This window comes from Sphingomonas trueperi (assembly GCF_040545965.1).
Taxonomy (GTDB): domain Bacteria; phylum Pseudomonadota; class Alphaproteobacteria; order Sphingomonadales; family Sphingomonadaceae; genus Sphingomonas; species Sphingomonas trueperi_C.
This window is the reverse complement of record NZ_JBEPMV010000002.1, coordinates 410,915-429,338: the sequence shown is the minus strand read 5'-3', so window position 1 is coordinate 429,338 and position 18,424 is coordinate 410,915. Positions and strand designations below refer to the sequence as shown.

At 69.0% G+C, this 18,424-nt stretch carries 18 protein-coding genes and 1 riboswitch; of the genes, 4 read left to right on the top strand and 14 right to left on the bottom strand.

What is annotated here, in order from left to right; all coding sequences use genetic code 11:
- Position 1 precedes the first annotated feature (1 nt).
- The 13 genes from ABIC35_RS05870 to ABIC35_RS05810 all read right to left on the bottom strand — a co-directional run bounded on the left by ABIC35_RS05870 (position 2) and on the right by ABIC35_RS05810 (position 11,858).
- A complete protein-coding gene (locus ABIC35_RS05870) occupies positions 2–931 on the bottom strand; it encodes an efflux RND transporter periplasmic adaptor subunit (protein WP_121077484.1) in 930 nt (309 codons plus the stop codon).
- A complete protein-coding gene (locus ABIC35_RS05865; RefSeq protein WP_121077482.1) occupies positions 928–1,143 on the bottom strand; it encodes a DUF1656 domain-containing protein in 216 nt (71 codons plus the stop codon). Before ABIC35_RS05865 ends, ABIC35_RS05870 begins: the two co-directional genes overlap by 4 nt.
- Entirely contained in the window at positions 1,140–3,185 is a 2,046-nt protein-coding gene (locus tag ABIC35_RS05860) for an FUSC family protein (protein ID WP_121077480.1), read from the bottom strand. Before ABIC35_RS05860 ends, ABIC35_RS05865 begins: the two co-directional genes overlap by 4 nt.
- Complete coding sequence (locus ABIC35_RS05855) at positions 3,182–3,634, bottom strand: MarR family transcriptional regulator (RefSeq protein WP_354278343.1); 453 nt, start codon at positions 3,632–3,634, stop codon at positions 3,182–3,184. The genes ABIC35_RS05860 and ABIC35_RS05855 overlap by 4 nt, the downstream gene beginning before the upstream one ends.
- A 66-nt stretch (positions 3,635–3,700) precedes the next feature.
- The gene (locus ABIC35_RS05850) at positions 3,701–4,882 is read right to left on the bottom strand and encodes a dipeptidase (protein ID WP_121077478.1); all 1,182 of its coding nucleotides are present in this window, start codon (positions 4,880–4,882) and stop codon (positions 3,701–3,703) included.
- Positions 4,883–4,944: 62 nt separating this feature from the next.
- Positions 4,945–5,451 (bottom strand): bifunctional adenosylcobinamide kinase/adenosylcobinamide-phosphate guanylyltransferase, encoded by a 507-nt coding sequence (cobU, locus tag ABIC35_RS05845; protein WP_121077476.1) that lies wholly within the window; start codon positions 5,449–5,451, stop codon positions 4,945–4,947.
- Positions 5,448–6,905 (bottom strand): cobyric acid synthase, encoded by a 1,458-nt coding sequence (locus ABIC35_RS05840; RefSeq protein ID WP_121077474.1) that lies wholly within the window; start codon positions 6,903–6,905, stop codon positions 5,448–5,450. The genes cobU and ABIC35_RS05840 overlap by 4 nt, the downstream gene beginning before the upstream one ends.
- Complete coding sequence (cbiB, locus tag ABIC35_RS05835; RefSeq protein ID WP_121077472.1) at positions 6,893–7,825, bottom strand: adenosylcobinamide-phosphate synthase CbiB; 933 nt, start codon at positions 7,823–7,825, stop codon at positions 6,893–6,895. Before cbiB ends, ABIC35_RS05840 begins: the two co-directional genes overlap by 13 nt.
- A complete protein-coding gene (locus tag ABIC35_RS05830) occupies positions 7,818–8,795 on the bottom strand; it encodes a threonine-phosphate decarboxylase (RefSeq protein WP_121077470.1) in 978 nt (325 codons plus the stop codon). The genes cbiB and ABIC35_RS05830 overlap by 8 nt, the downstream gene beginning before the upstream one ends.
- Complete coding sequence (gene cobS / locus ABIC35_RS05825; protein WP_121077468.1) at positions 8,792–9,514, bottom strand: adenosylcobinamide-GDP ribazoletransferase; 723 nt, start codon at positions 9,512–9,514, stop codon at positions 8,792–8,794. Before cobS ends, ABIC35_RS05830 begins: the two co-directional genes overlap by 4 nt.
- Positions 9,511–10,077, bottom strand: coding sequence for a histidine phosphatase family protein (locus ABIC35_RS05820; RefSeq protein ID WP_121077466.1), 567 nt, complete (start codon positions 10,075–10,077; stop codon positions 9,511–9,513). The genes cobS and ABIC35_RS05820 overlap by 4 nt, the downstream gene beginning before the upstream one ends.
- Positions 10,074–11,090, bottom strand: coding sequence for a nicotinate-nucleotide--dimethylbenzimidazole phosphoribosyltransferase (gene cobT, locus ABIC35_RS05815; protein ID WP_121077464.1), 1,017 nt, complete (start codon positions 11,088–11,090; stop codon positions 10,074–10,076). The genes ABIC35_RS05820 and cobT overlap by 4 nt, the downstream gene beginning before the upstream one ends.
- A 154-nt stretch (positions 11,091–11,244) precedes the next feature.
- A riboswitch (cobalamin riboswitch) is annotated at positions 11,245–11,443 on the bottom strand.
- A gap of 55 nt (positions 11,444–11,498) precedes the next feature.
- The gene (locus tag ABIC35_RS05810; protein WP_220667353.1) at positions 11,499–11,858 is read right to left on the bottom strand and encodes a hypothetical protein; all 360 of its coding nucleotides are present in this window, start codon (positions 11,856–11,858) and stop codon (positions 11,499–11,501) included.
- A gap of 244 nt (positions 11,859–12,102) precedes the next feature.
- On the opposite strand from ABIC35_RS05810, the gene ABIC35_RS05805 reads away from it, so the two are divergent.
- From ABIC35_RS05805 to ABIC35_RS05790, 4 genes are all read left to right on the top strand, one after another.
- Positions 12,103–12,813: a response regulator transcription factor gene (locus ABIC35_RS05805; RefSeq protein ID WP_121079427.1), complete on the top strand. Its 711-nt coding sequence runs from the start codon at positions 12,103–12,105 to the stop codon at positions 12,811–12,813.
- A complete protein-coding gene (locus ABIC35_RS05800) occupies positions 12,810–14,135 on the top strand; it encodes an ATP-binding protein (RefSeq protein ID WP_121077461.1) in 1,326 nt (441 codons plus the stop codon). Before ABIC35_RS05805 ends, ABIC35_RS05800 begins: the two co-directional genes overlap by 4 nt.
- Before the next feature lie 101 nt (positions 14,136–14,236).
- Positions 14,237–14,932 carry a carbonic anhydrase gene (locus tag ABIC35_RS05795; RefSeq protein ID WP_121077458.1) on the top strand — a complete coding sequence of 232 codons (696 nt, stop codon included), beginning with the start codon at positions 14,237–14,239 and terminating at the stop codon, positions 14,930–14,932.
- A complete protein-coding gene (locus tag ABIC35_RS05790; RefSeq protein ID WP_121077456.1) occupies positions 14,929–16,440 on the top strand; it encodes a SulP family inorganic anion transporter in 1,512 nt (503 codons plus the stop codon). Before ABIC35_RS05795 ends, ABIC35_RS05790 begins: the two co-directional genes overlap by 4 nt.
- A gap of 62 nt (positions 16,441–16,502) precedes the next feature.
- Here the strand turns inward: ABIC35_RS05790 and ABIC35_RS05785 are convergent, their stop codons facing one another.
- On the bottom strand, positions 16,503–18,401 hold the full coding sequence (locus tag ABIC35_RS05785; RefSeq protein ID WP_121077454.1) for a potassium transporter Kup: 1,899 nt from the start codon (positions 18,399–18,401) through the stop codon (positions 16,503–16,505).
- Positions 18,402–18,424: the final 23 nt, after the last annotated feature.

Here is an 18,424-nt window from a genome sequence, read left to right as displayed (position 1 = left end):
GTCACTTGGCCTGCGGGGTAGCGGAGGGAGTCGGCGTCGGCCTCGCCTGCACGGGCTGCGCGGCTGCAGCCGGCTGGATCGTCACCGTCGCGGTGCGGCCGGCGATCAGGCGGATGTCGGTCGGCAGCTGGGTGAGCTTCACCCGCACCGGGATGCGCTGGGCGAGGCGGACCCAGGTGAAGGTCGGATCGACGCTGGGCAGCAGGTTGCCCGAATTGCTGCGCGTGGTGTCGTTGATCCCGGCGGCGATGCTCTCGACGACGCCGTGGAGCAGCCGCGGCTCGCCCATCAGCTCCACCGTCACCGGTGCGCCGATGCGGATGCTCGGAAGCTTGGTTTCCTCGAAATAGCCTTCGACGCGCAGGCTGTCGGCATCGACCAGCGCCATCGCCTGCTGGCCCGCCGCGACATAGTCGCCGGGGTGGAGATCGAGGTTGGTCACCGTGCCGTTGACCGACGCCTTCACCTGGGTGCGCGAGACGTTGAGCTCGGCGCTTTGCACCGAGGTCAGCGCTTGCGCGAGCGCGGCCTGAGCGGTGGCGACGCGGGCGACATTCTGCTCGTGCGTCTCCGCGGCGACGAGGTTGCCGAGCGCGAGGTCGCGGCGCGCCTCGCGCTGTGCCTGGTTGAGCGTCGCGCGGGCGCTCTCCACGCTGGCGCGGGCCTGGGCGAGCGCGAGCGAGTAGCGCGGCTGGTCGATCACGAAGAGCAGGTCGCCCGCCTTGACCTGCTGATTGTCGTGCACCGCCACCGCGGTCACCAGCCCGGCGATGTCGGGTGTCACCCGCACCACGTCGGCCCGCACGCGCCCGTCGCGCGTCCAGGGGCTGCGCGCATAATGCTGCCACAACCACAAGGCGACGAAAGCGGCGGCGACGACGATCAGGATCGTCGCAGCGCTGCGGCCGAGGGCGGGGAGGTAGCGTTTCATGGGTGAAATCCGATCGAGGGGGTGGCCCAGGCGAGCAGGCCGAGCAGGAGGATGAACAGGCACAGATCGACCAGCGCCCTATAGGCGACGAAGCGGTACAGGCCGAAGGCGTTGAACAGCCGGGCAAGCACCATCGTCAGCAGCATGGCGAGGATGCCGAGCAGCAGCAGCGTCGGCACGAACACGCCGTCAATGGAGATTTCGCCGGTCACAGCCGTGCCTCGGGAGCGGGGTCGGCATTGGGGAAGAGGTTGCGGCGCAGCGCCAGCAGCCCGAGGGCGGCAGTGCGGCGGACCGCGGCGTCGCTATCCTGCGCAATGGCGTGAAGCGCGGTATCGATATGGGCGAGCAAGCCAGGGTCCTCGGGCTTTTCCACTTCGGGTTCCAGACGGCGGTAATAGTCGCCGACGTCGCGGAGGACGTCGGTAAGCGGCGCCGAGCGTTCGGGGGGTAGTTCGAGGCGCAGCGCGCGCAATTCCGCAATCGCCACACCGGTGCGCAGGTCGCGCAGCGCATCATAGAGCGGCTTGCCGGGCGAGCGGCCGCTCAGCGCCAATCGCGGCGCGAGCAGGGCGATGCGATCGAGCATGCGGTTGATCCAGCCGCGGATGTCGGGGGGCGTCATCAGGTTGCTGCGGTCGGCGATATCGGCCCAGCCGGCGCGCAGCGTCCGTCGGATCGCCTGTTCGATGCCCGCCGATTGCAGCAGCCGCGCCATCAGGATTGCGAAGGCGACCCCCATCAGCTGTGCGATCGCGCCGTTGACGAAGCTGGCAAAGGCGCTGGTGTATCTCGCCGAAATGAGCAGAGGGCTGCCAAGGCCGAGCAGGGTCGGCAATGCCAGGCCCATCCACTTGGGCGAATGCATCATCGCGCCAAGGATCAGCAGCGGCGGCGCCATCGCGGCGGCGAGCTGCACGAAGCCGTCGAGCCGCGGCATGATCGCATAGCCATAAATCGCGCCCAGGACCGTGGCGACCAGCGTGCCCCAGAAGAAGGAGCGCAGCGGCAGCAGCGGATCGGGGGCGGCGGCAAACAGCGCGAGGAACACGCCCGCCAGCATCACCGCGGTTGACCCGTCCGACCAGCCGCTTGCGATCCAGATCGCCGAGCCCACGGCCAGCGTGAGGAACGCGCCGAGCGCGCCGCGCGCCGCGGCGATCCAGTCGATATGCAACTCGCGGCCGCGACGGCCTTCGAGCAGCTCGGCGACGCGGGGGCTAACCGGGCGGCGATCGAGGGTGGCGAGCTGCTCGGCAAGCTCGCGGCAGTCGCGATGCGCGGCAATCAACGCCGAAAGGCGCGAGAGCAGGCTGAGGACCAGCAGGTCGTGCCAAGTGCTGCCCGGATGGACGTCGGGTTCGAGCGCGGCACAGCGCGCCTCCAGGATCGCGGCGTCGGCAGCGCGTTCGTCTCGGTCGCGGTCGAGCGTCTTGAGCCATTGCTGCGTGTCGACGAGCAGCGCGGCCACGTCCTGCGGCAGCCCGCCATGGGCGAGCAGCTGCACCGTGCGATCGTCCACCGCCGCGCCCAGCGGCATCAGCAGCGACAGCTGATCCTGCAGCGCGCGTACGGTGCGCACGCGCGGCGCGGTACGTGCGGTCTCGTACGGCAGATGGATCGAGAGCTGGTGGAGCTCGGTGATGTCTGCGGCGAGGCGGCGGCGTTCGGCATCGACCCCGGCTACCGGCTCCAACGCGATCGAGTCGTGTGACCAGCGTTCGGCATCCTTGAGGATGGTCGACACCCGAGCGAGAAGAAAGGCAGCTACCGAGCGCGGGAACACCACGCCGTGCACCAGGCTGCCGCAGAGGATGCCGAGCGTGATCTCTTGTACGCGCAAACTGGCGACGGTGAAGATGGTGCCCGGCGCGTCGACGCTCGGCAGCACGATCAGCACCGCGGAATAGCCTGCCAGCACGAACATGTAGGAGCGCGGCGTCCGGTCGAGCAGCGAGACGAACACGCAGAGTGCCAACCAGCCCGAAATGGCGAGCACCAGCAGTTCGGGCGTGTTGATCAGCGGCGGCACCATCGCCACGGCCGCGGCCGCGCCGACGATCGTGCCGATGATCCGGAACAGCGCCTTGGAAAGCACCGCGCCCGCGAGCGGCTGCGCGACGATATAGGCGGTGAGGAACGACCAATAGGGTCGGTCAAGCCCGATCGACAGCGCCAGATAGATGGCGAGCATACCCGCCACATAGGATTTCAGAGAGAAGACGGCGGCGTCGATGCCCCAGCGATCGGTCATGACTGCGGCCGCCGTTCGGCAAGGCGCGCGGCCAGATGATCGAGTACCGCCAAGGTCGTCTCCAGCGCTTCGTCGCTCACCCCATCGAGCAACTCGCTGCGCAACGCAGCGAGCCGCGTGTCGATCCGTGACGCAAGCGAAACGCCAGATTTTGTCAGTCGTAGCGTGTTGGCGCGACGGTCGCGGGCATCGGCGACGCGCTCGACCAGCCCGGCATCCTCCAGCGCGTGCAGCGTGCGGACCAGCGAGGCTTCGGTAACGCCGACCGCGCGGGCGAGGTCCGCCTGTCGAGTGTCTTCGCCCAGCCGCTGGAGGTAGACCAGCGCCCAGCCCGTCGAGCTGGAGATGTCGAGCGAGGCCAGCGCCGCATCGGCGAGCCGCTGCCACGCCCGCGACACGGGGTTCATTCGCGTCGCAAGCGCGCGTTCCAGGGTTTGCCGATCGGCCATGAGGGCCGTTAGTTAGGACGCTAACTAAATCGGTCAAGCTCTCCGCTGGTATGGGCAGAAGCTTCTTTACCCGCGATGGGCCGCGGCCCAGTCCTCGGCGGCCTGCAGCACGCGCAGCGCGTTGCCGCTCCAGATCTTGTCGATATCGGCATCGCTATAGCCCGCCTTGCGCAGCCGGGCGGAGATGCGGGGAAGGGCGGTGATGTCCTCCATGCCGCGCACGCCGCCGCCGCCGTCCCAGTCCGCGCCGATGCCGACATGGTCGACGCCCATCACCTGAATGGCGTGGAGCAGGCTCCGCATGAACAGCTCGAAATCGGCGGTGCCCCCGATCGGCCCGAGCGCGGCGATGTCGGCGACTAGCTTGCGCTGCTCGGGGGACGGGAGCACCCACCAGCGCCGCTGCCGCTCCCCGATCGACTCGCCGCCGGGTACCGACGCCGAGGGCGCGAGATAGACGCTGTTGATCTGCAGCACCCCGCCCGCCGCCGCCAGCTTGCGCATCCGCGCATCGTCGAGGTTGCGCGGATGATCGAAGATCGCCTTGGGGCCGGAATGCGAGGCGATGATCGGCGTCTTCGACAGCGCCAGCGCCTGGTCGAACACGTCGTCCGAGGCATGGCTGACGTCGATCACCATGCCCAGCCGGTTCATCTCCGCTACCCATTGCCGCCCGAGCGGGCTGAAGCCGTGCCATCTGCGCTTGTCCGTGGCGCTGTCGGCGAACTGATTGTTGCGGAAGTGCACGGGGCCTGCGAGCCGCACGCCGAGATCGTGGAAATGGGCGAGCAGGCTCAGGTCTTCGCCCAGAGGGTAGCTGTTCTCGATGCTCTGGAAGACGACGCGCTTGCCGCTGGCGGCGATACGGCGGGCATCGGCGGGCGTGGTCGCCAGTTCGAGCTTGTCCGGATGCGCGGCGACGACGCGCTGGATCCAGGTGGCGCGGGTGAGCGCGGCGTTGCGCGCGGCGGCATAGCCTGCCGGCGTCAGCGGGCCCTGCGGCGTGTAGATGACGAAGAACCCGCCATCGAGCCCGCCCTGCTCCATGCGGGGGATGTCGACCTGGCTGCCGTCGAACGCGCGATCATGCCAGCGGGCAAAGTCCCAGCCGGGATGCTCGAACAGTTCGGGCGTGTCGAGATGGGTGTCGAGCACCAGCATCTGCTCGTGGGCGAGGCGATCGACGGGCGTGACATCCTCGTCCGGCGCGAGCGCGAGCAGCAAGGGCAGGGCGAGGATCGGCTTCATCGACAAGGCTCCCAGATAGGTGCCCCAGCGTCGTGCGCTGCCGCCGATCCGTCAACTGCCGCCTATTTCAGCCGGAGCGGGAGCCCGGCGGCGATGAACTGCACTTCGTCCGTTGCCGCAGCGATCGCCTGGTTGATCCGCCCGGCGGCGTCGCGGAAACGGCGGGCGAGGGCATTGTCGGGCACGATGCCGAGGCCGACTTCGTTGGCGACGAGAATTACCGGACCGCTGGCCTGCGTCACGGCGGTGGCAAGCGCCTCCGTCTCCGCATCGAGGTCGCGCTCGGCGAACATCAGGTTCGAGGTCCACAGCGTCAGACAGTCGACCAGCAGCACGCGGCCCGGCGCCGCATTGGCCAGGATCGCGGCGGGCAGATCGAGTGGTACGTCCAGCGTCGACCAGCGTAGGCCGCGATCGGCCTGATGGTGGGCGATGCGCTCTTCCATCTCCTCGTCGAACGCTTGCGCAGTGGCGATGTAGAGCAGGTCACCGGGGAGCGACTCGGCGCGGGCCTGAGCATAGCGGCTCTTGCCCGAGCGGGCGCCGCCGAGGACGAACAGGCTGGTCATGCGGATGCTTCCTGGGCGAGCGCGATCAGCGCGGGCATGTCGACATGGGTTTCGAGCTCGGCCGCGATTGCATCGAGCGCGGTATCCACCGAGGCGGCATAGTCGATCCCGGTCGAGGCGATGCCGATCCGCGCCAGCAGGGCGCGGCGCAGCTCGGTGCTGGCGAACAGGCCGTGCAGATAGGTGCCTAGCACGCGACCGTCCTGGGCGATGGCACCGTCCGGCCCGGTGTCGAGCATCGCGAAGGACTGGGCGGTGTCCGGACCCGTGGTCACGCCCATGTGCATCTCGTACCCACGGATCTCGGCGCCGAGCGCGGTACCCTGTGCCGGGCGCAGCGCCTTCTCGCGGGTGAGTTCGGTCTCCACGTCGAGCAGACCGAGCCCGGAGGCACGGCCTGCAGGTCCTTCTATCCCGTGCGGATCGGCGATGGTGCGGCCGAGCATCTGATAGCCGCCGCAGATCCCGAGGATCGCGCCACCGCGGCGATGATGGGCGAGCAGGTCGACGTCCCAGCCTTGTTCGCGGAAAGCCGCGAGATCGGCGATCGTCGCCTTGGAGCCCGGCAGGATCACCAGTGCCGCATCCCCTGGCAGCGGCTTGCCCGGCGGGATCATCGCCAGCGTGACGCCGGGTTCGAGCTTGAGCGGATCGAGATCGTCGAAATTGGCAATGCGGGGCAGCATCGGGCAGGCGATCAGCATGCGTCCGCCTTCCGCCTTAGCGCCGCGTTCGAGCACCACCGCATCCTCGCTCGGCAGCCGCGATGCGTCGCGCAGCCACGGGATCAGGCCATAGCCGCGCCAGCCGGAACGTTCTTCGATCTGCGCATAGCCATCAGAGAAAAGCGCAGGATCGCCCCTGAACTTGTTGATCATGAAGCCACGGATCATCGCGGCATCCTCGGGATCGAGCACCGCGCGGGTGCCGACCACCGCTGCGATCACCCCGCCGCGATCGATGTCGCCCACCAGGATCACGGGCACGTTCGCGGCGCGCGCGAAACCCATATTGGCGATGTCGCCGGCGCGCAGGTTGATCTCGGCGGGCGAGCCGGCGCCTTCCACCAATACCAGGTCGCAATCGGCGGCCAGGCGGCGGTAGCTGGTCAGCACCTCGCCGAGCAGCGCCTTGCGCGCCTCGCGATAGTTGCCGGCATGGAGCGTGCCGCGCACCTTGCCATGGACCACCAGTTGCGAGGTGCGATCGGCCTGGGGCTTGAGCAGCACCGGGTTCATGTCGGTATGCGGCGGCACCCGGCAGGCGAGCGCCTGGAGCGCCTGGGCACGGCCGATCTCGCCGCCGTCCTCGGTCACCGCGGCGTTGTTCGACATGTTCTGCGGCTTGAAGGGTCGGACGCGCAGGCCACGGTTGATCAGCGCCCGACATAGGCCGGCGACCAGTACCGACTTGCCGACGTCCGACCCGGTACCCTGCAGCATCAGCGCAGCCATGCGACCCCTCCGGCAACGATCCATAGCAGCCCGCAGGCCCGGACATAGAGGGCGAGCGCGCGGCGGATGTCGTGCGCAGTCGTCTCGGTGCGGCCGTCGCCGATCCACGGCTTTTCGGCCACCACGCCGTCATAGGCGATCGGCCCCGCCAGCCGCAGCCCGAGCGCGCCGGCCATCGCCGCTTCGGGCCACCCGGCATTGGGCGAGGCATGCTTGCGTGCGTCGCGCCACAGCGTCCGCCAGCCGCGGCCGCCAGCGATGCAGAGCAACATGCCCGACAGACGTGCGGGCACCAGGTTGAACAGGTCGTCGGTGCGCGCCGCCGCCCAGCCAAAGGCGCGCCAGCGGGGCTCGCGGTGGCCGATCAGGCTGTCGGCGGTGTTGATCGCCTTGTACGCCCACAGACCGGGCAGCCCGGCGACGAGCAGCCAGAACAGCGGCGCGACGATACCGTCGCAGAAGCTCTCGGCGAGACTTTCGATCGCGGCCCGGGCAACGCCTGGGGTGTCGAGCCGTGCAGTATCGCGGCCGACGATATAGCCGACTGCCGTGCGCGCTGCTGCCAGGTCGCCGCGCACCAATGCTGCGGCAACGGGGCGGACATGGACGTAGAGGCTATGCTGGGCGAGCCCCGGGAACGCGGCGACGACGAGCACCAGCCAGCCGAAGGAGGAATGCGCCGCCACGGCTTCGATCGTGAGACCGGCAGCGATGACCACCAGCAGGAGAAGCAAGACCGTCACGATGCCGAACAGCCGGCGACGCTGCGCCGAAGCCTCTGGTCGGTTCCAGCGATGCTCGCACGTCGCGATCAGCCGCGCGAAGCCGCTGACCGGATGGCCGATCCGCGCATAGAGCCAGGCCGGCCAGCCGATCGCCGCCTCGAGCGCCAGCGCGGCGAGCGCAACCGGCTCAGCCATGGCGGAGCGCCCGGTCGATACGGTCCAGTGCCGCCGTGTTGGCGGGGACGCCGAAGCGCAGCCAGTGCGGGGCGTAGTCGAATGGCCGGACGAGGATGTGTGCGCAAGCCAGCCGCGCGAAGAGCGCTACGGCGTCGGGGTAGGAGACGAGCCGGAACAGCGGCGACTTCCCCTCGGGCACGAGCCTGTGCGCTTCGAGCAGGCCGTCGAAGGTCGAGGCCCGAGCCGCGAGCGACGTGCGCGTCGCCTCGATCCACGCCCGGTCGTGATAGGCACGGGTACCGATCGCCAGCGCGGTGGCGTCAATCGGCCAGTCGCCGAGGAGGGCGCGGTAGCGGGCGAGGATGGGACGGGGCGCAAGGACGAAGCCCAGCCGGACGCCGGCCAGCCCGAAGAACTTGCCGAAGGAGCGAAACACGATTAGCTTGCGTGCATCGTCCACCAGCGGTGCGATGCTCGCCTCCGGGTGCGCATCGGCAAAGGCTTCGTCCACGATCAGCCAGCCGCCCGCGGCGGTGCGCTCTTCCAGCAGAGTCTCCAGCGCCACCAGGTCGCGCAGGGTGCCGCAGGGGTTGTTCGGGTTCGCGAGGAGCAGCGCTGCGTCGCCCGGGACCGGGCTGTCGGCAGACAATGGCAGGCTGTCGGCGAAGGCTGCGCCATGCGTGCGGTAGCCCGGCACATGATGGCAGGCGCGGCCGCCCAGCACCGGCTCCAGCAGCCGCAGTCCCATTTCACTCCCCGGAACCGCGCAGACATGGTCCGGGGCTACGCCGAAATGGGCTGCCGCCGCCGCTTCGAGATCGGCCACCAGCGATGGATCGGGCAATGGGCCCAGGTCGATGTCGAGATCGGCGGGAACCGGCCAGGGCACCGGGTTGATCCCGGTCGACAGGTCGAGCCAGGGCCCGTCGCCGTACCGCGCGCGGGCGGCGGCGAGGTTGCCGCCATGGTGGAGCAGCGGATCGCTCACAGGAGATGCGGCGCGATCACCAGCGCCAGCAACAGGCCGGTCTCGACCAGCTCGATGCCGGCGCCGTGTCCGTCGCCCGAAATACCGCCGAGCAGGCGCTGGATCCGCCAGCCCCAGGCGGCGATCAGCAGTGGTGCGGCGAGCAACGCCGGTGCCGCCAGCGCGGCGGCAAAGGCGAGCAGCACCAGCCAGACGATCAGATCGGCGGGGCGCACGGCGCTTCGGAAGCGGCTGGCCAGCCCCTCGTGCAGCGGCGGCAGCCAGCGGGTCCACACCAGCGGGCCGAAGCGGGCGGCGGCGGGCACGAACAGGATGGTCCACCAGCCGGGGCTCGCCAGCAATGCGTGGAGCAGCACCAGCTTGGCGAGCAGTTGCAGCGCGATCGCCACCACGCCGAAGCTGCCGACATGCGGGTCGGCGAGCACCTCGCGCAGCCGCTCACGCCCCTTGTGCAGCGCGCCGCTCGCATCGGCGAGATCGGCGAGACCGTCAAGGTGCAGCGCGCCGGTGATGCCCACCCACGCCGCCAGCCCGAACAGCGCGCCCGTCCAGGGATCGAGTAAATTGCCCAGCCACAGCCCGACGAACAGCACCAGCCCGACGACCAGCCCGGCCGCGGGGAACCAGCGCATCGATCGGGCGAAAGTCGCGTCGTCGGCCTTAACCGCGGGCAGCGGCAGGCGCGTCAGGAACTGGAGGGCGAGGACGAATTCTTTCATGTCACGAGTCCGATGATCTGGCCGACGCGCGGGGTGCCGGGCCAGACGCGCAGGCTCAGCAGCGCGGCATGGGGCAAAGCGATGTTCCAGAGTTGGGGAAAGTCGAGGGCGCACAGGCTGGCGAGCGCCGCGCGCATCGCACCGCCATGGGTAACGACGAGCGTCGGGCGATCGATCGTGCCGAGCGCATCGGCGACGCGCGCGACGAGCGCCGGCCATGCTTCCCCGCCTGTGGGTGCATGATGCGCCGGATCTGCCTGGAACGCGGCGAGCGCCTCGGCGTCGATCGCGTCGAACGCAAGCCCGTCCCACGCGCCGAAATCGAGCTCACGCCAGCGAGGGTCTTCGGCAGCGTCAAGGGACATGGCGGCGGCGATCTCTTGCGCAGGGATCGCGCTACGTGCCCGGTCCGAGCTGATCACTGCCTCCACCGCCAGCCCCGCCGCACGCGCAACGCATAGCGCCACGCCCGCGGCGAGCGGCTGCGCGTCGGTGCGGCCGATCAGCCGGCCCTCGGCCTCGGTAATGCCGTGGCGTAGCAGGTGGACGACGATGCCGCTCATGCGCCGCCGGCGACGCCCGCTTCGGCAAAGGTCGCCATGCCGTTATGCGCGGCCAGCGCCGAACGCAGCACCGCCGCCGCCACTGCCGCGCCGCTGCCTTCGCCCAGCCGCATGTCGAGCCGCAGCAGCGGCTCCAGCCCCAGCTGCGCTAGCAGCCGCGCATGGCCCGGCTCGGCCGAGCAATGGCCGGCGATGCAATGGTCGACAATTCCCGGCGCCACGGCAGCCAGCGGCGCGATGGACGCGCAGCAGATGAAGCCGTCGAGCAGCACCGGCACGCCCGCGTGGCGCGCGGCGAGCACCGCCCCGGCGATGGCCGCCAGTTCGCGACCGCCGAGCCGCCGGAGCGTCTCGAATGGCGTATGGGCTGCCTCGGCATGGACCTTGATCGCGCGGGCGATCACCGCGCCCTTGTGGCCGACGCCGTGCGCGTCAAGCCCGGTGCCGGGACCGGCCCAGTCCGCCGGCGTCCCCCCGAAGCTGCGCAGGCACAGCGCCGCCGCCGCTGTCGAGTTGGCAATCCCCATTTCGCCGAGCAGCAGCAGATCGGTATCGGTCGTCACCACCGCGGCGCCTCGCTGGAGCGCATCGATGCATTCGGCCTCGTCCATCGCCGGGCCGGTGGTGAAGTCGCGGGTGGGTCGGTCGAGGTCGAGCGAGACCACATCCAACCGCATTCCGATGGCGCCGGTCAACGCGTTGATCGCCGCGCCGCCTGCCGCGAAATTGGCGACCATCTGCGCGGTTACCTCAGGCGGAAAGGCGCTGACGCCCTGCGCGGCCACGCCGTGGTTGCCGGCGAAGATCACCCCGCGCGCCGCATCCATCGACGGGCGCTCGCGGCCCTGCCAGCCGGCTAGGAAGATGGCGAGGTCCTCCAGCCGCCCCAGCGAGCCCGGCGGCTTGGTGAGTTGCTGCTGGCGGTCCTGCGCAGCATCGGCGGCGGCGGGGTCGGGGGCCGGCAGCGAGGCCAGCGCGCGATCGAAGGCGGCGACGCTCGACAGATCGATCATGCCGCGCCTGCGCTGCGCTTGAGAGAAGAATTGATGTGCACGTCCGTGGCCCCGTTCCCGCAATGACATTCGACCGGCCGCGCCAATGCGCGCCCGGCAGCTTCTCGTCGCTCGAACGGAGGATTCCGCGCCGTGGCCGCACCCTGGACCAGGCGTGAGCGACCCCGTGCCGGCAGGTCTCCTGGCTTGCGGGTCACCGCGGTTCGGGCGCCTTCTCGGGATCGCTCCCAATGGCCATTGCCCGGCCGCTCGCCGCATACAGTTGCAGGGGCAGCTGCGGCCTTGGGCACCGAGGTGCCCGCACCGCATTCCCTTCTCGCCCGCAAGCGGGCACCGGCATGGGTTCGAAGGTAGAACCTTCGCGGACCCTCTAGCCGCGCTGCCGGCGATATGCCAGCGCCGCAGTGCTTATTGGTAGAGCTGGGCGGTGCGCGGCAGCAGCTGGTCGATGCGCACGATCAGGTCGAACAGCGGCTGGATCGCATCGGCGCCATCGCCCAGTTCCTGCACCGCGCGAAGCTTGTAGGTGGCGGAGGCGATCGCGCGGGTGGTGCCGGCAAGGTCCGGCGCGCGCGCGATCACGGCTTCGCTGCGGTTCACGCGAACCAGCAGCCAGGCAAGCTTGTGCGCCGCATCGATCAGCTGGATCCGCTCGGCGGTGAGGAACGCCCAGCTGCCTGTCGCCTCTATCACTGCCGCAGAAAGCCCGTCCAGGGCGGCAAGCAGATGGCGGGGGCCGAAGGCCGAATCGTCCCGTGCAGGGGTCATGTCCCGGCTCAGGCCTTCGAGCTCGATGGCCGCCAGGGCGCCGCGATTCGCACGCATGCGACCGGGCAGGACGGAACGATGGAGGCGCGGCATCTGCATAATAATTTCCCCACGATATGGCGCCTTGTATCGCTGTCGAAACGCGCCGTACGTGACCCCCGTCACGCTGCGATGCGGCGGGGCGACGTTGACCCTCCGGATCGCCGTGCCTAGGTTTCTGGCGATGTATGCAGGTGAACCCCCGCTGAGCCTTCCCACGATCGTACTGGTCGAGGACGATCCCCAGCTGCGCACGCTGACCGCCCGCGCGCTCCAGGAAAACGGCTATACGGTGCGCCCCGCCTCCTCGGCGCCGGAGATGTGGCTGGCGCTGGAGCAGGGGCCGGTGGACCTGGTGCTGCTCGACGTGATGCTGCCCGGCACCAGCGGCATCGATCTCTGCCGCGCGATCCGCCAGAAGAGCTCGGTGCCGATCATCTTCATCTCGGCCAAGGGCAGCGAGACCGACCGGGTCGTCGGGCTCGAGCTGGGCGCCGACGATTATCTCCCCAAGCCGTTCGGCACGCGCGAACTGGTGGCCCGCGTACGCGCGGTGCTCCGCCGGGGTGCAGGCGAGCGCGACACCGCCGAGCGACCCAAGGGCGAGATCCAGTTCGACGGCTGGACGGTCAACCTGCCGCGCCGCGAGCTGCTCTCGCCGACCGGTGCGGTGGTAGATCTCACCGGCGCCGAGTTCGACCTGCTCGTCACCCTGTGCGACCATTCGGGCCGGGTGATCTCGCGCGAGCGGCTGATCGAACTCTCGCGCACCAGGCTGGGGGATAGCTCCGACCGCAGTATCGACGTGCTGGTCAGCCGGCTGCGGCGCAAGCTTTCCGATGCCGGCCACCAGGCCCCGATCGTCACCGTGCGCGGCATCGGCTACACGCTCAACGTGCCCGTGACGCGCAGTTGAGGGCGTTTCTCAAGCGTCCCTCCGGGCTGATCGGGCAGGTCTTCGCGATCCTGCTGCTGACCATCCTGATCGAATTCGCCGTCTCGACCATGCTCTACGAGCGCGCCAGCCAGTTCGCGGTGCGCGACGACGAGGCGCGGCGTCTCGCCGAGCATCTGGTGATCGCGCGCAAGCTGCTCGCCGAGCAGCCGCCCGCCCGGCGCGAGCAGCTTGCGCTCGAATTCACCACCTCGCGCTACGAAGTGCGGTGGATGCCGCAGTTGCCAAGCGGCCTGCGAGAGCAGCCCGACCTCGATCGCCTGTACGAGCAGGTCGTCCTGTGGGAGCCTACGCTCGCCTCCAATGGGCTGCGGCTGCGGCTCACCTCGCAGGGGAGCAAAGCACTGATCGTCGGCGCGGTGCCGATGCCCGACGGCAGCTGGATGTATTTCCGGACGCGCGAGCATGTCCATGCCGCCGATCTTGGCCTGTCGCGGATCCTGCTGGCGCTCGCACCGGCGCTGGCGCTGATCCTGATCAGCGGCATCCTGCTGCGGCGCATGCTGCTGCCGATGCGACGGCTGGCGGTGGCGGCCGATCGCTTCGGCACCGGAACCATTCTCGAAGTCGAGGAAGCGGGCCCCAAGGAACTGCGCCGGGTGATCAGCGCGTTCAACCGCATGCAGGAGCGCATCCAGCGGCTGATCGCCGATCGTACCCAGGCGCTTGCAGCCGTGGGCCACGACATGCGGACGCCGCTGGCCCGGCTGCGGCTGCGCGCCGATGCGATTGCGGACCCGGACGTGCATGCCGCTGTAGAGACCGACATCACCGAGATGGAGGCAATGATCTCGTCGCTGCTCGCCTTTCTCGGCGGCGAGGGGGACAAGGAGACGCCCGCGCGCGTCGACCTCGCGGTGCTGTGCGCGACGATCGCCGACGACAATGCCGATCACGGCCGCGACGTGGAATATGACGGGCCGGACCATCTCGAGCATGTCCTGCGGCCGCTGATGCTCAAGCGCGCGCTCAACAACCTCGTCGACAACGCCGTCCATTATGCCGGCCAGTGCTGCATCCGGCTGGTGCCGGTCGACGGTGCGGTTGCGGTCCGCGTCGAGGACAAGGGGCCCGGCATCCCCGAGGAGGATCTTCAGCGCGTGATGCAGCCCTTCGTTAGGCTCGATGCGGCACGCTCGCGCGATACCGTGGGATTCGGGCTCGGCTTGTCGATCGTCGCGCGCGCAGCCGAAGCCGAGGGCGGCAGCTTCCGTCTCGCCAATCGCGAGGGCGGGGGGCTCTGCGCCGAAATCCTCCTCCCGCGCGGCGGGCCAACGGCTTAGCAACGTTTTCTTACGAACGCGCCGCGATGCAGCAAATGGCGACCGGTAGTTTGCATTCCTGAAGAGATGCCCGCGCCGCGGGTCTGTTACAGGAGCAAGCCGTGAACGAAGTGATCGGACGCGTCGTCGATTTCGAGAAGCAGGTCTTCCCGAACCAGCACGCCCTCTATTCCAAGCTCGCCACCCACGGGCAGAGCCCGAAGGCGCTGATGATCTCCTGCGCCGACTCGCGTGTGGTGCCGGAGCAGATCATCCAGGCAAACCCGGGCGACCTGTTCGTCTGCCGCAACGCCGGCAACATCGTGCCGCCCTTCGCCACCCAGAATGGCGGCGTGTCCTCGACCGTCGAATATGCGGTCGCGGCGCTCGGCGTGCGCGACATCATCGTTTGCGGCCATTCGGATTGCGGTGCGATGAAGGCGCTGATGAACCCGGAAATGCTGGAAGGCATGCCGAACGTCACTGCCTGGCTGCGCCACAGCCACGCCGCCAAATGCGTGGTCGACGGCGGCTATGACAATCTGGAAGGTGCCGACGCCGTGCGCACTGCCGCGCTCGAGAATGTCGTGGTCCAGCTCGCCCATCTGCGCACCCACCCATCGGTGGCAGCCGGCATCGCGCGCGGCGAGATCGCGCTGCACGGCTGGTTCGTCGATATCGGCGCCGGGATGGTGCTCGGCCTCGACGGCGAGACCGGTCGCTTCGTGCCGATCCGCGAGGATCGCCCGATGCCGGTGGCGCTGCCGGCCGGCCAGCGGCTCGCACGCGACGTCGCCTATGCGGAGGCAGCCGAATGAGCACGGTCGCGGAAGCACCGAAGCCCAAGAGCTTCGTGCGCGACTTCACGGCGTCGATCGTCGTGTTCCTCGTGGCGATGCCGCTGTGCATGGGCATCGCCATCGCCTCGGGCGTGCCGCCCGAGAAAGGCCTGGTCACCGGCATCATCGGCGGCCTGGTCGTGGGTCTGCTCGCCGGATCGCCGCTCCAGGTGAGCGGCCCGGCGGCGGGCCTCGCCGTCATCGTCTTCGAGCTGGTGCGCGAGCAGGGCCTGTCCGCGCTCGGCCCGATCCTGATCCTCGCCGGCGCCATCCAGGTGGTTGCGGGCGTGCTGCGCGTCGGCGGCTGGTTCCGGGCGATTTCGCCCGCCGTGGTGCACGGCATGCTGGCCGGCATCGGCATCCTGATCGTGGTCGGCCAGTATCACGTGCTGTTCGATGCCAAGCCGCTGTCTAGCGGCCTTGCCAATCTGGCGGCGATGCCGGGCCGCGTGCTCGGCCTGTCGACCGATCTGGCCGCTGCCGAAATGGCGCTGGGCCTTGGCCTGCTGACCATCGTGACGATGCTGGGGTGGGACAAGTTCAAGCCTGCCGCCGTCAAGCTCGTCCCCGGCGCGTTGGTCGGCGTGGTCGCGGCGACCCTCGTCGCGTTCAGCCTCGGGCTGGACGTGACCCGTGTCACCGTGCCGTCGAACATCGTCTCGGCGATCGCGCTGCCGGAGAACGGCTTCCTGGCCAAGTGGATGGACCCGAGCGTCATCACCGCCGCCATCGCGCTTGCCTTCATCGCCAGTGCCGAGACGCTGCTCTCGGCCGCCGCGGTCGATCGCATGCATGACGGCGTCCGGACCAACTACAACAAGGAACTGCGCGCGCAGGGCATCGGCAACCTGCTGTGCGGCGTCGCCGGCGCGCTGCCGATGACGGGCGTGATTGTCCGCAGCTCGGCCAACGTCCAGGCCGGAGCGCAGACGCGGCTCTCGGCGATCCTGCACGGCGCCTGGATACTCGGGTTCGTCGCGCTGCTGCCCTGGCTGCTGCGCGAGATCCCGATGGCGGCGCTGGGTGCGGTGCTGGTCGTGACCGGCGCCAAGCTGGTCAACCTCAAGCATGTCCGCCACCTATTCGCGCAGTACGGCCTGCTGCCAGCGGCGATCTGGGCGGTGACCTGCCTGCTCGTCGTTACCGAGGACCTGCTGACCGGCGTGCTAGTCGGCATCGCGCTCTCGCTGCTCGAACTGGTGCCCAACCTCCGTCGCCTCGGCCTCAAGGTCGACCAGCAGGAGGAAGCGGGCGAACACCGGATCGCACTGGCGGGCTCGGCGACCTTCATTACGCTGCCCAAGCTTTCGGATCGGCTGGAGTCGGTGCCGGGCGGCAAGTCGGTGCTGCTCGACGTGTCGCGGCTCGACGCGGTCGATCACAGCTGCGCCGAACTGCTCAAGGACTGGCTGCAGCGCCGCCGCGCGGGCGGGTCGCCGGTCGATGTCCAGGGCGCCAGCGGCAAGACCGCGGTTCTCGCCGGCTAAGAACGGGCACACCCCGAAGGCCTGGGGCGGCTTCCCATGCGGAAGCCGCCCCATTTTTTTGCTCAGATTTCGAGCTGGCTGCCGAGCTCGACCACGCGGTTGGTGGGAAGCTTGAAGAACTCCATCGCGCTTTCGGCATTGCGCACCATCCAGGCGAACAGCTTCTCACGCCAGATCGCCATGCCGGGCCGCGACGAAGGCAGCAGCGTCTGCCGGGCGAGGAAGTAGCTGGTCTCCATCGGCCGGAACGGCGCGCCGCAATCCTGGATCGCGGCAAGCGCCAGCGGCACGTCCACCTCGTCCATGAAGCCATAGTGGAGGACGACGCGGAAGAAGCCGTCGCCCAGCGGCTCCATCGTCCTGCACTCGGCGCCGCGGACGTGCGGCACCGGCTCGATCGCGACGGTGAGCAGCACGATCCGCTCGTGCAGCACCTTGTTGTGCTTGAGGTTGTGGAGCAGGGCGGGAGGGATGCTGTCGGGCGTCGAGGTGAGGAACACCGCGGTGCCCTTCACCCGCGTGGCGGTCTGCGCTGCCGAGCGGATGAACAGCGCGATTGGCATCGCACCTTCCTGCAACCGATCCAGCACCAGCCGGCGCCCGCGCGACCAGGTGGTCAGGATCAGGAACGCCACCGCGGCGACGAGCAGCGGAAACCAGCCGCCATCCGGGATCTTGGTGATGTTCGAGGCGAAGTATGCGCCGTCGATCAGCAGGAAGCTGCCTGTCACCAAGCCGGCGAGCAGCTTGTTCCACTTCCAAACCGCGAAGGTCAGCACGCCCAGCATGCAGGCGGTGATGAACATCGTGCCGGTCACGGCAATGCCATAGGCCGAGGCGAGATTGCTGGAGCTCCGAAAGCCGAGCGCCAGCAGCACCACCATCACCAGCAGGCCCCAATTGACCAGCGGGATGTAGATCTGTCCGGCGGCCTTGGCGCTGGTGTGGAGGATACGCAGCCGCGGCAGGAAGCCGAGCTGGACCGCCTGTTGCGAGACCGAGAAAGCGCCCGAGATCACGGCCTGGCTGGCGATCACCGTCGCCATCGTCGCGAGGATGACCAGCGGCAGGCGCGCCCAGTCCGGCGCCATCAGGAAGAAGGGGTTCTCGATCATCGCCGGGTTGCGCAGGATCAGCGCCGACTGGCCCAGATAGTTGAGCATCAGGCACGGAAAGGCGACATAGAGCCACGACACCATGATCGCGCGACGGCCGAAATGGCCCATATCGGCATAGAGCGCTTCGGCGCCGGTCACCGCCAGCACCACCGAGCCCAGCGCCAGGAAGGCGAGGGTAGGGTCGAGCAGGAAGAACTTGACCGCACACCAGGGGTTGAGCGCCCACAGGATTTCTGGCGCGGCGATGATCCCGCGAACGCCGAGGATTGCGATCACCGCGAAATAGACCAGCATCACCGGTCCGAAGAGCTTGCCCACGGCGGCGGTGCCGCGTGCCTGGATCGCGAACAGCGCGACGAGGATCGCCACCGTCACCGGCAGCACCAGCGGCGTGAACCCGGCCTCGACCGTGGTGAGGCCCTCGACCGCCGACAGCACCGAGATCGCGGGCGTGATGATCGCGTCGCCATAGAAAAGCGCGGTGGCGATCACGCCCGTCATGACGATCGCGACCCGCCAGTGCGTGTCGCCCATCTTCCGGGTGATCAGCGCGAGCAGCGCTAGGCTGCCGCCTTCGCCCTTGTTGTCGGCGCGCAGGATGAGTGCGACGTACTTGATCGTGACGATCGAGGTCATCGTCCAGAAGATCAGCGACAGCACCCCGTAGATGTGCGCCGGATCCAGGGCCAACCGGTGGTGGCCGATGAAACTCTCTTTCAACGAATAGAGCGGCGACGTTCCGATGTCGCCGAAAACCACGCCGATCGCCCCGATCGCCAGCGCGGTGAATTTTTCCTGATGCGGATGCGCGGGATCAAGCCCGTCGCTCGCTTGCTGCTCCACTTGCAGGTCTCCGTGCCCCGACC

Coding starts and splice junctions, on each gene's coding strand:
- ABIC35_RS05870 (WP_121077484.1), bottom strand. CDS start 931: ATGAAACGCTACCTCCCCGCCCTCGGCCGCAGCGCTGCGACGATCCTG.
- ABIC35_RS05860 (WP_121077480.1), bottom strand. CDS start 3,185: ATGACCGATCGCTGGGGCATCGACGCCGCCGTCTTCTCTCTGAAATCC.
- ABIC35_RS05855 (WP_354278343.1), bottom strand. CDS start 3,634: ATGGCCGATCGGCAAACCCTGGAACGCGCGCTTGCGACGCGAATGAAC.
- ABIC35_RS05850 (WP_121077478.1), bottom strand. CDS start 4,882: ATGAAGCCGATCCTCGCCCTGCCCTTGCTGCTCGCGCTCGCGCCGGAC.
- cobU (WP_121077476.1), bottom strand. CDS start 5,451: ATGACCAGCCTGTTCGTCCTCGGCGGCGCCCGCTCGGGCAAGAGCCGC.
- ABIC35_RS05840 (WP_121077474.1), bottom strand. CDS start 6,905: ATGGCTGCGCTGATGCTGCAGGGTACCGGGTCGGACGTCGGCAAGTCG.
- cbiB (WP_121077472.1), bottom strand. CDS start 7,825: ATGGCTGAGCCGGTTGCGCTCGCCGCGCTGGCGCTCGAGGCGGCGATC.
- cobS (WP_121077468.1), bottom strand. CDS start 9,514: ATGAAAGAATTCGTCCTCGCCCTCCAGTTCCTGACGCGCCTGCCGCTG.
- ABIC35_RS05820 (WP_121077466.1), bottom strand. CDS start 10,077: ATGAGCGGCATCGTCGTCCACCTGCTACGCCACGGCATTACCGAGGCC.
- cobT (WP_121077464.1), bottom strand. CDS start 11,090: ATGATCGATCTGTCGAGCGTCGCCGCCTTCGATCGCGCGCTGGCCTCG.
- ABIC35_RS05810 (WP_220667353.1), bottom strand. CDS start 11,858: ATGACCCCTGCACGGGACGATTCGGCCTTCGGCCCCCGCCATCTGCTT.
- ABIC35_RS05790 (WP_121077456.1), top strand. CDS start 14,929: ATGAGCACGGTCGCGGAAGCACCGAAGCCCAAGAGCTTCGTGCGCGAC.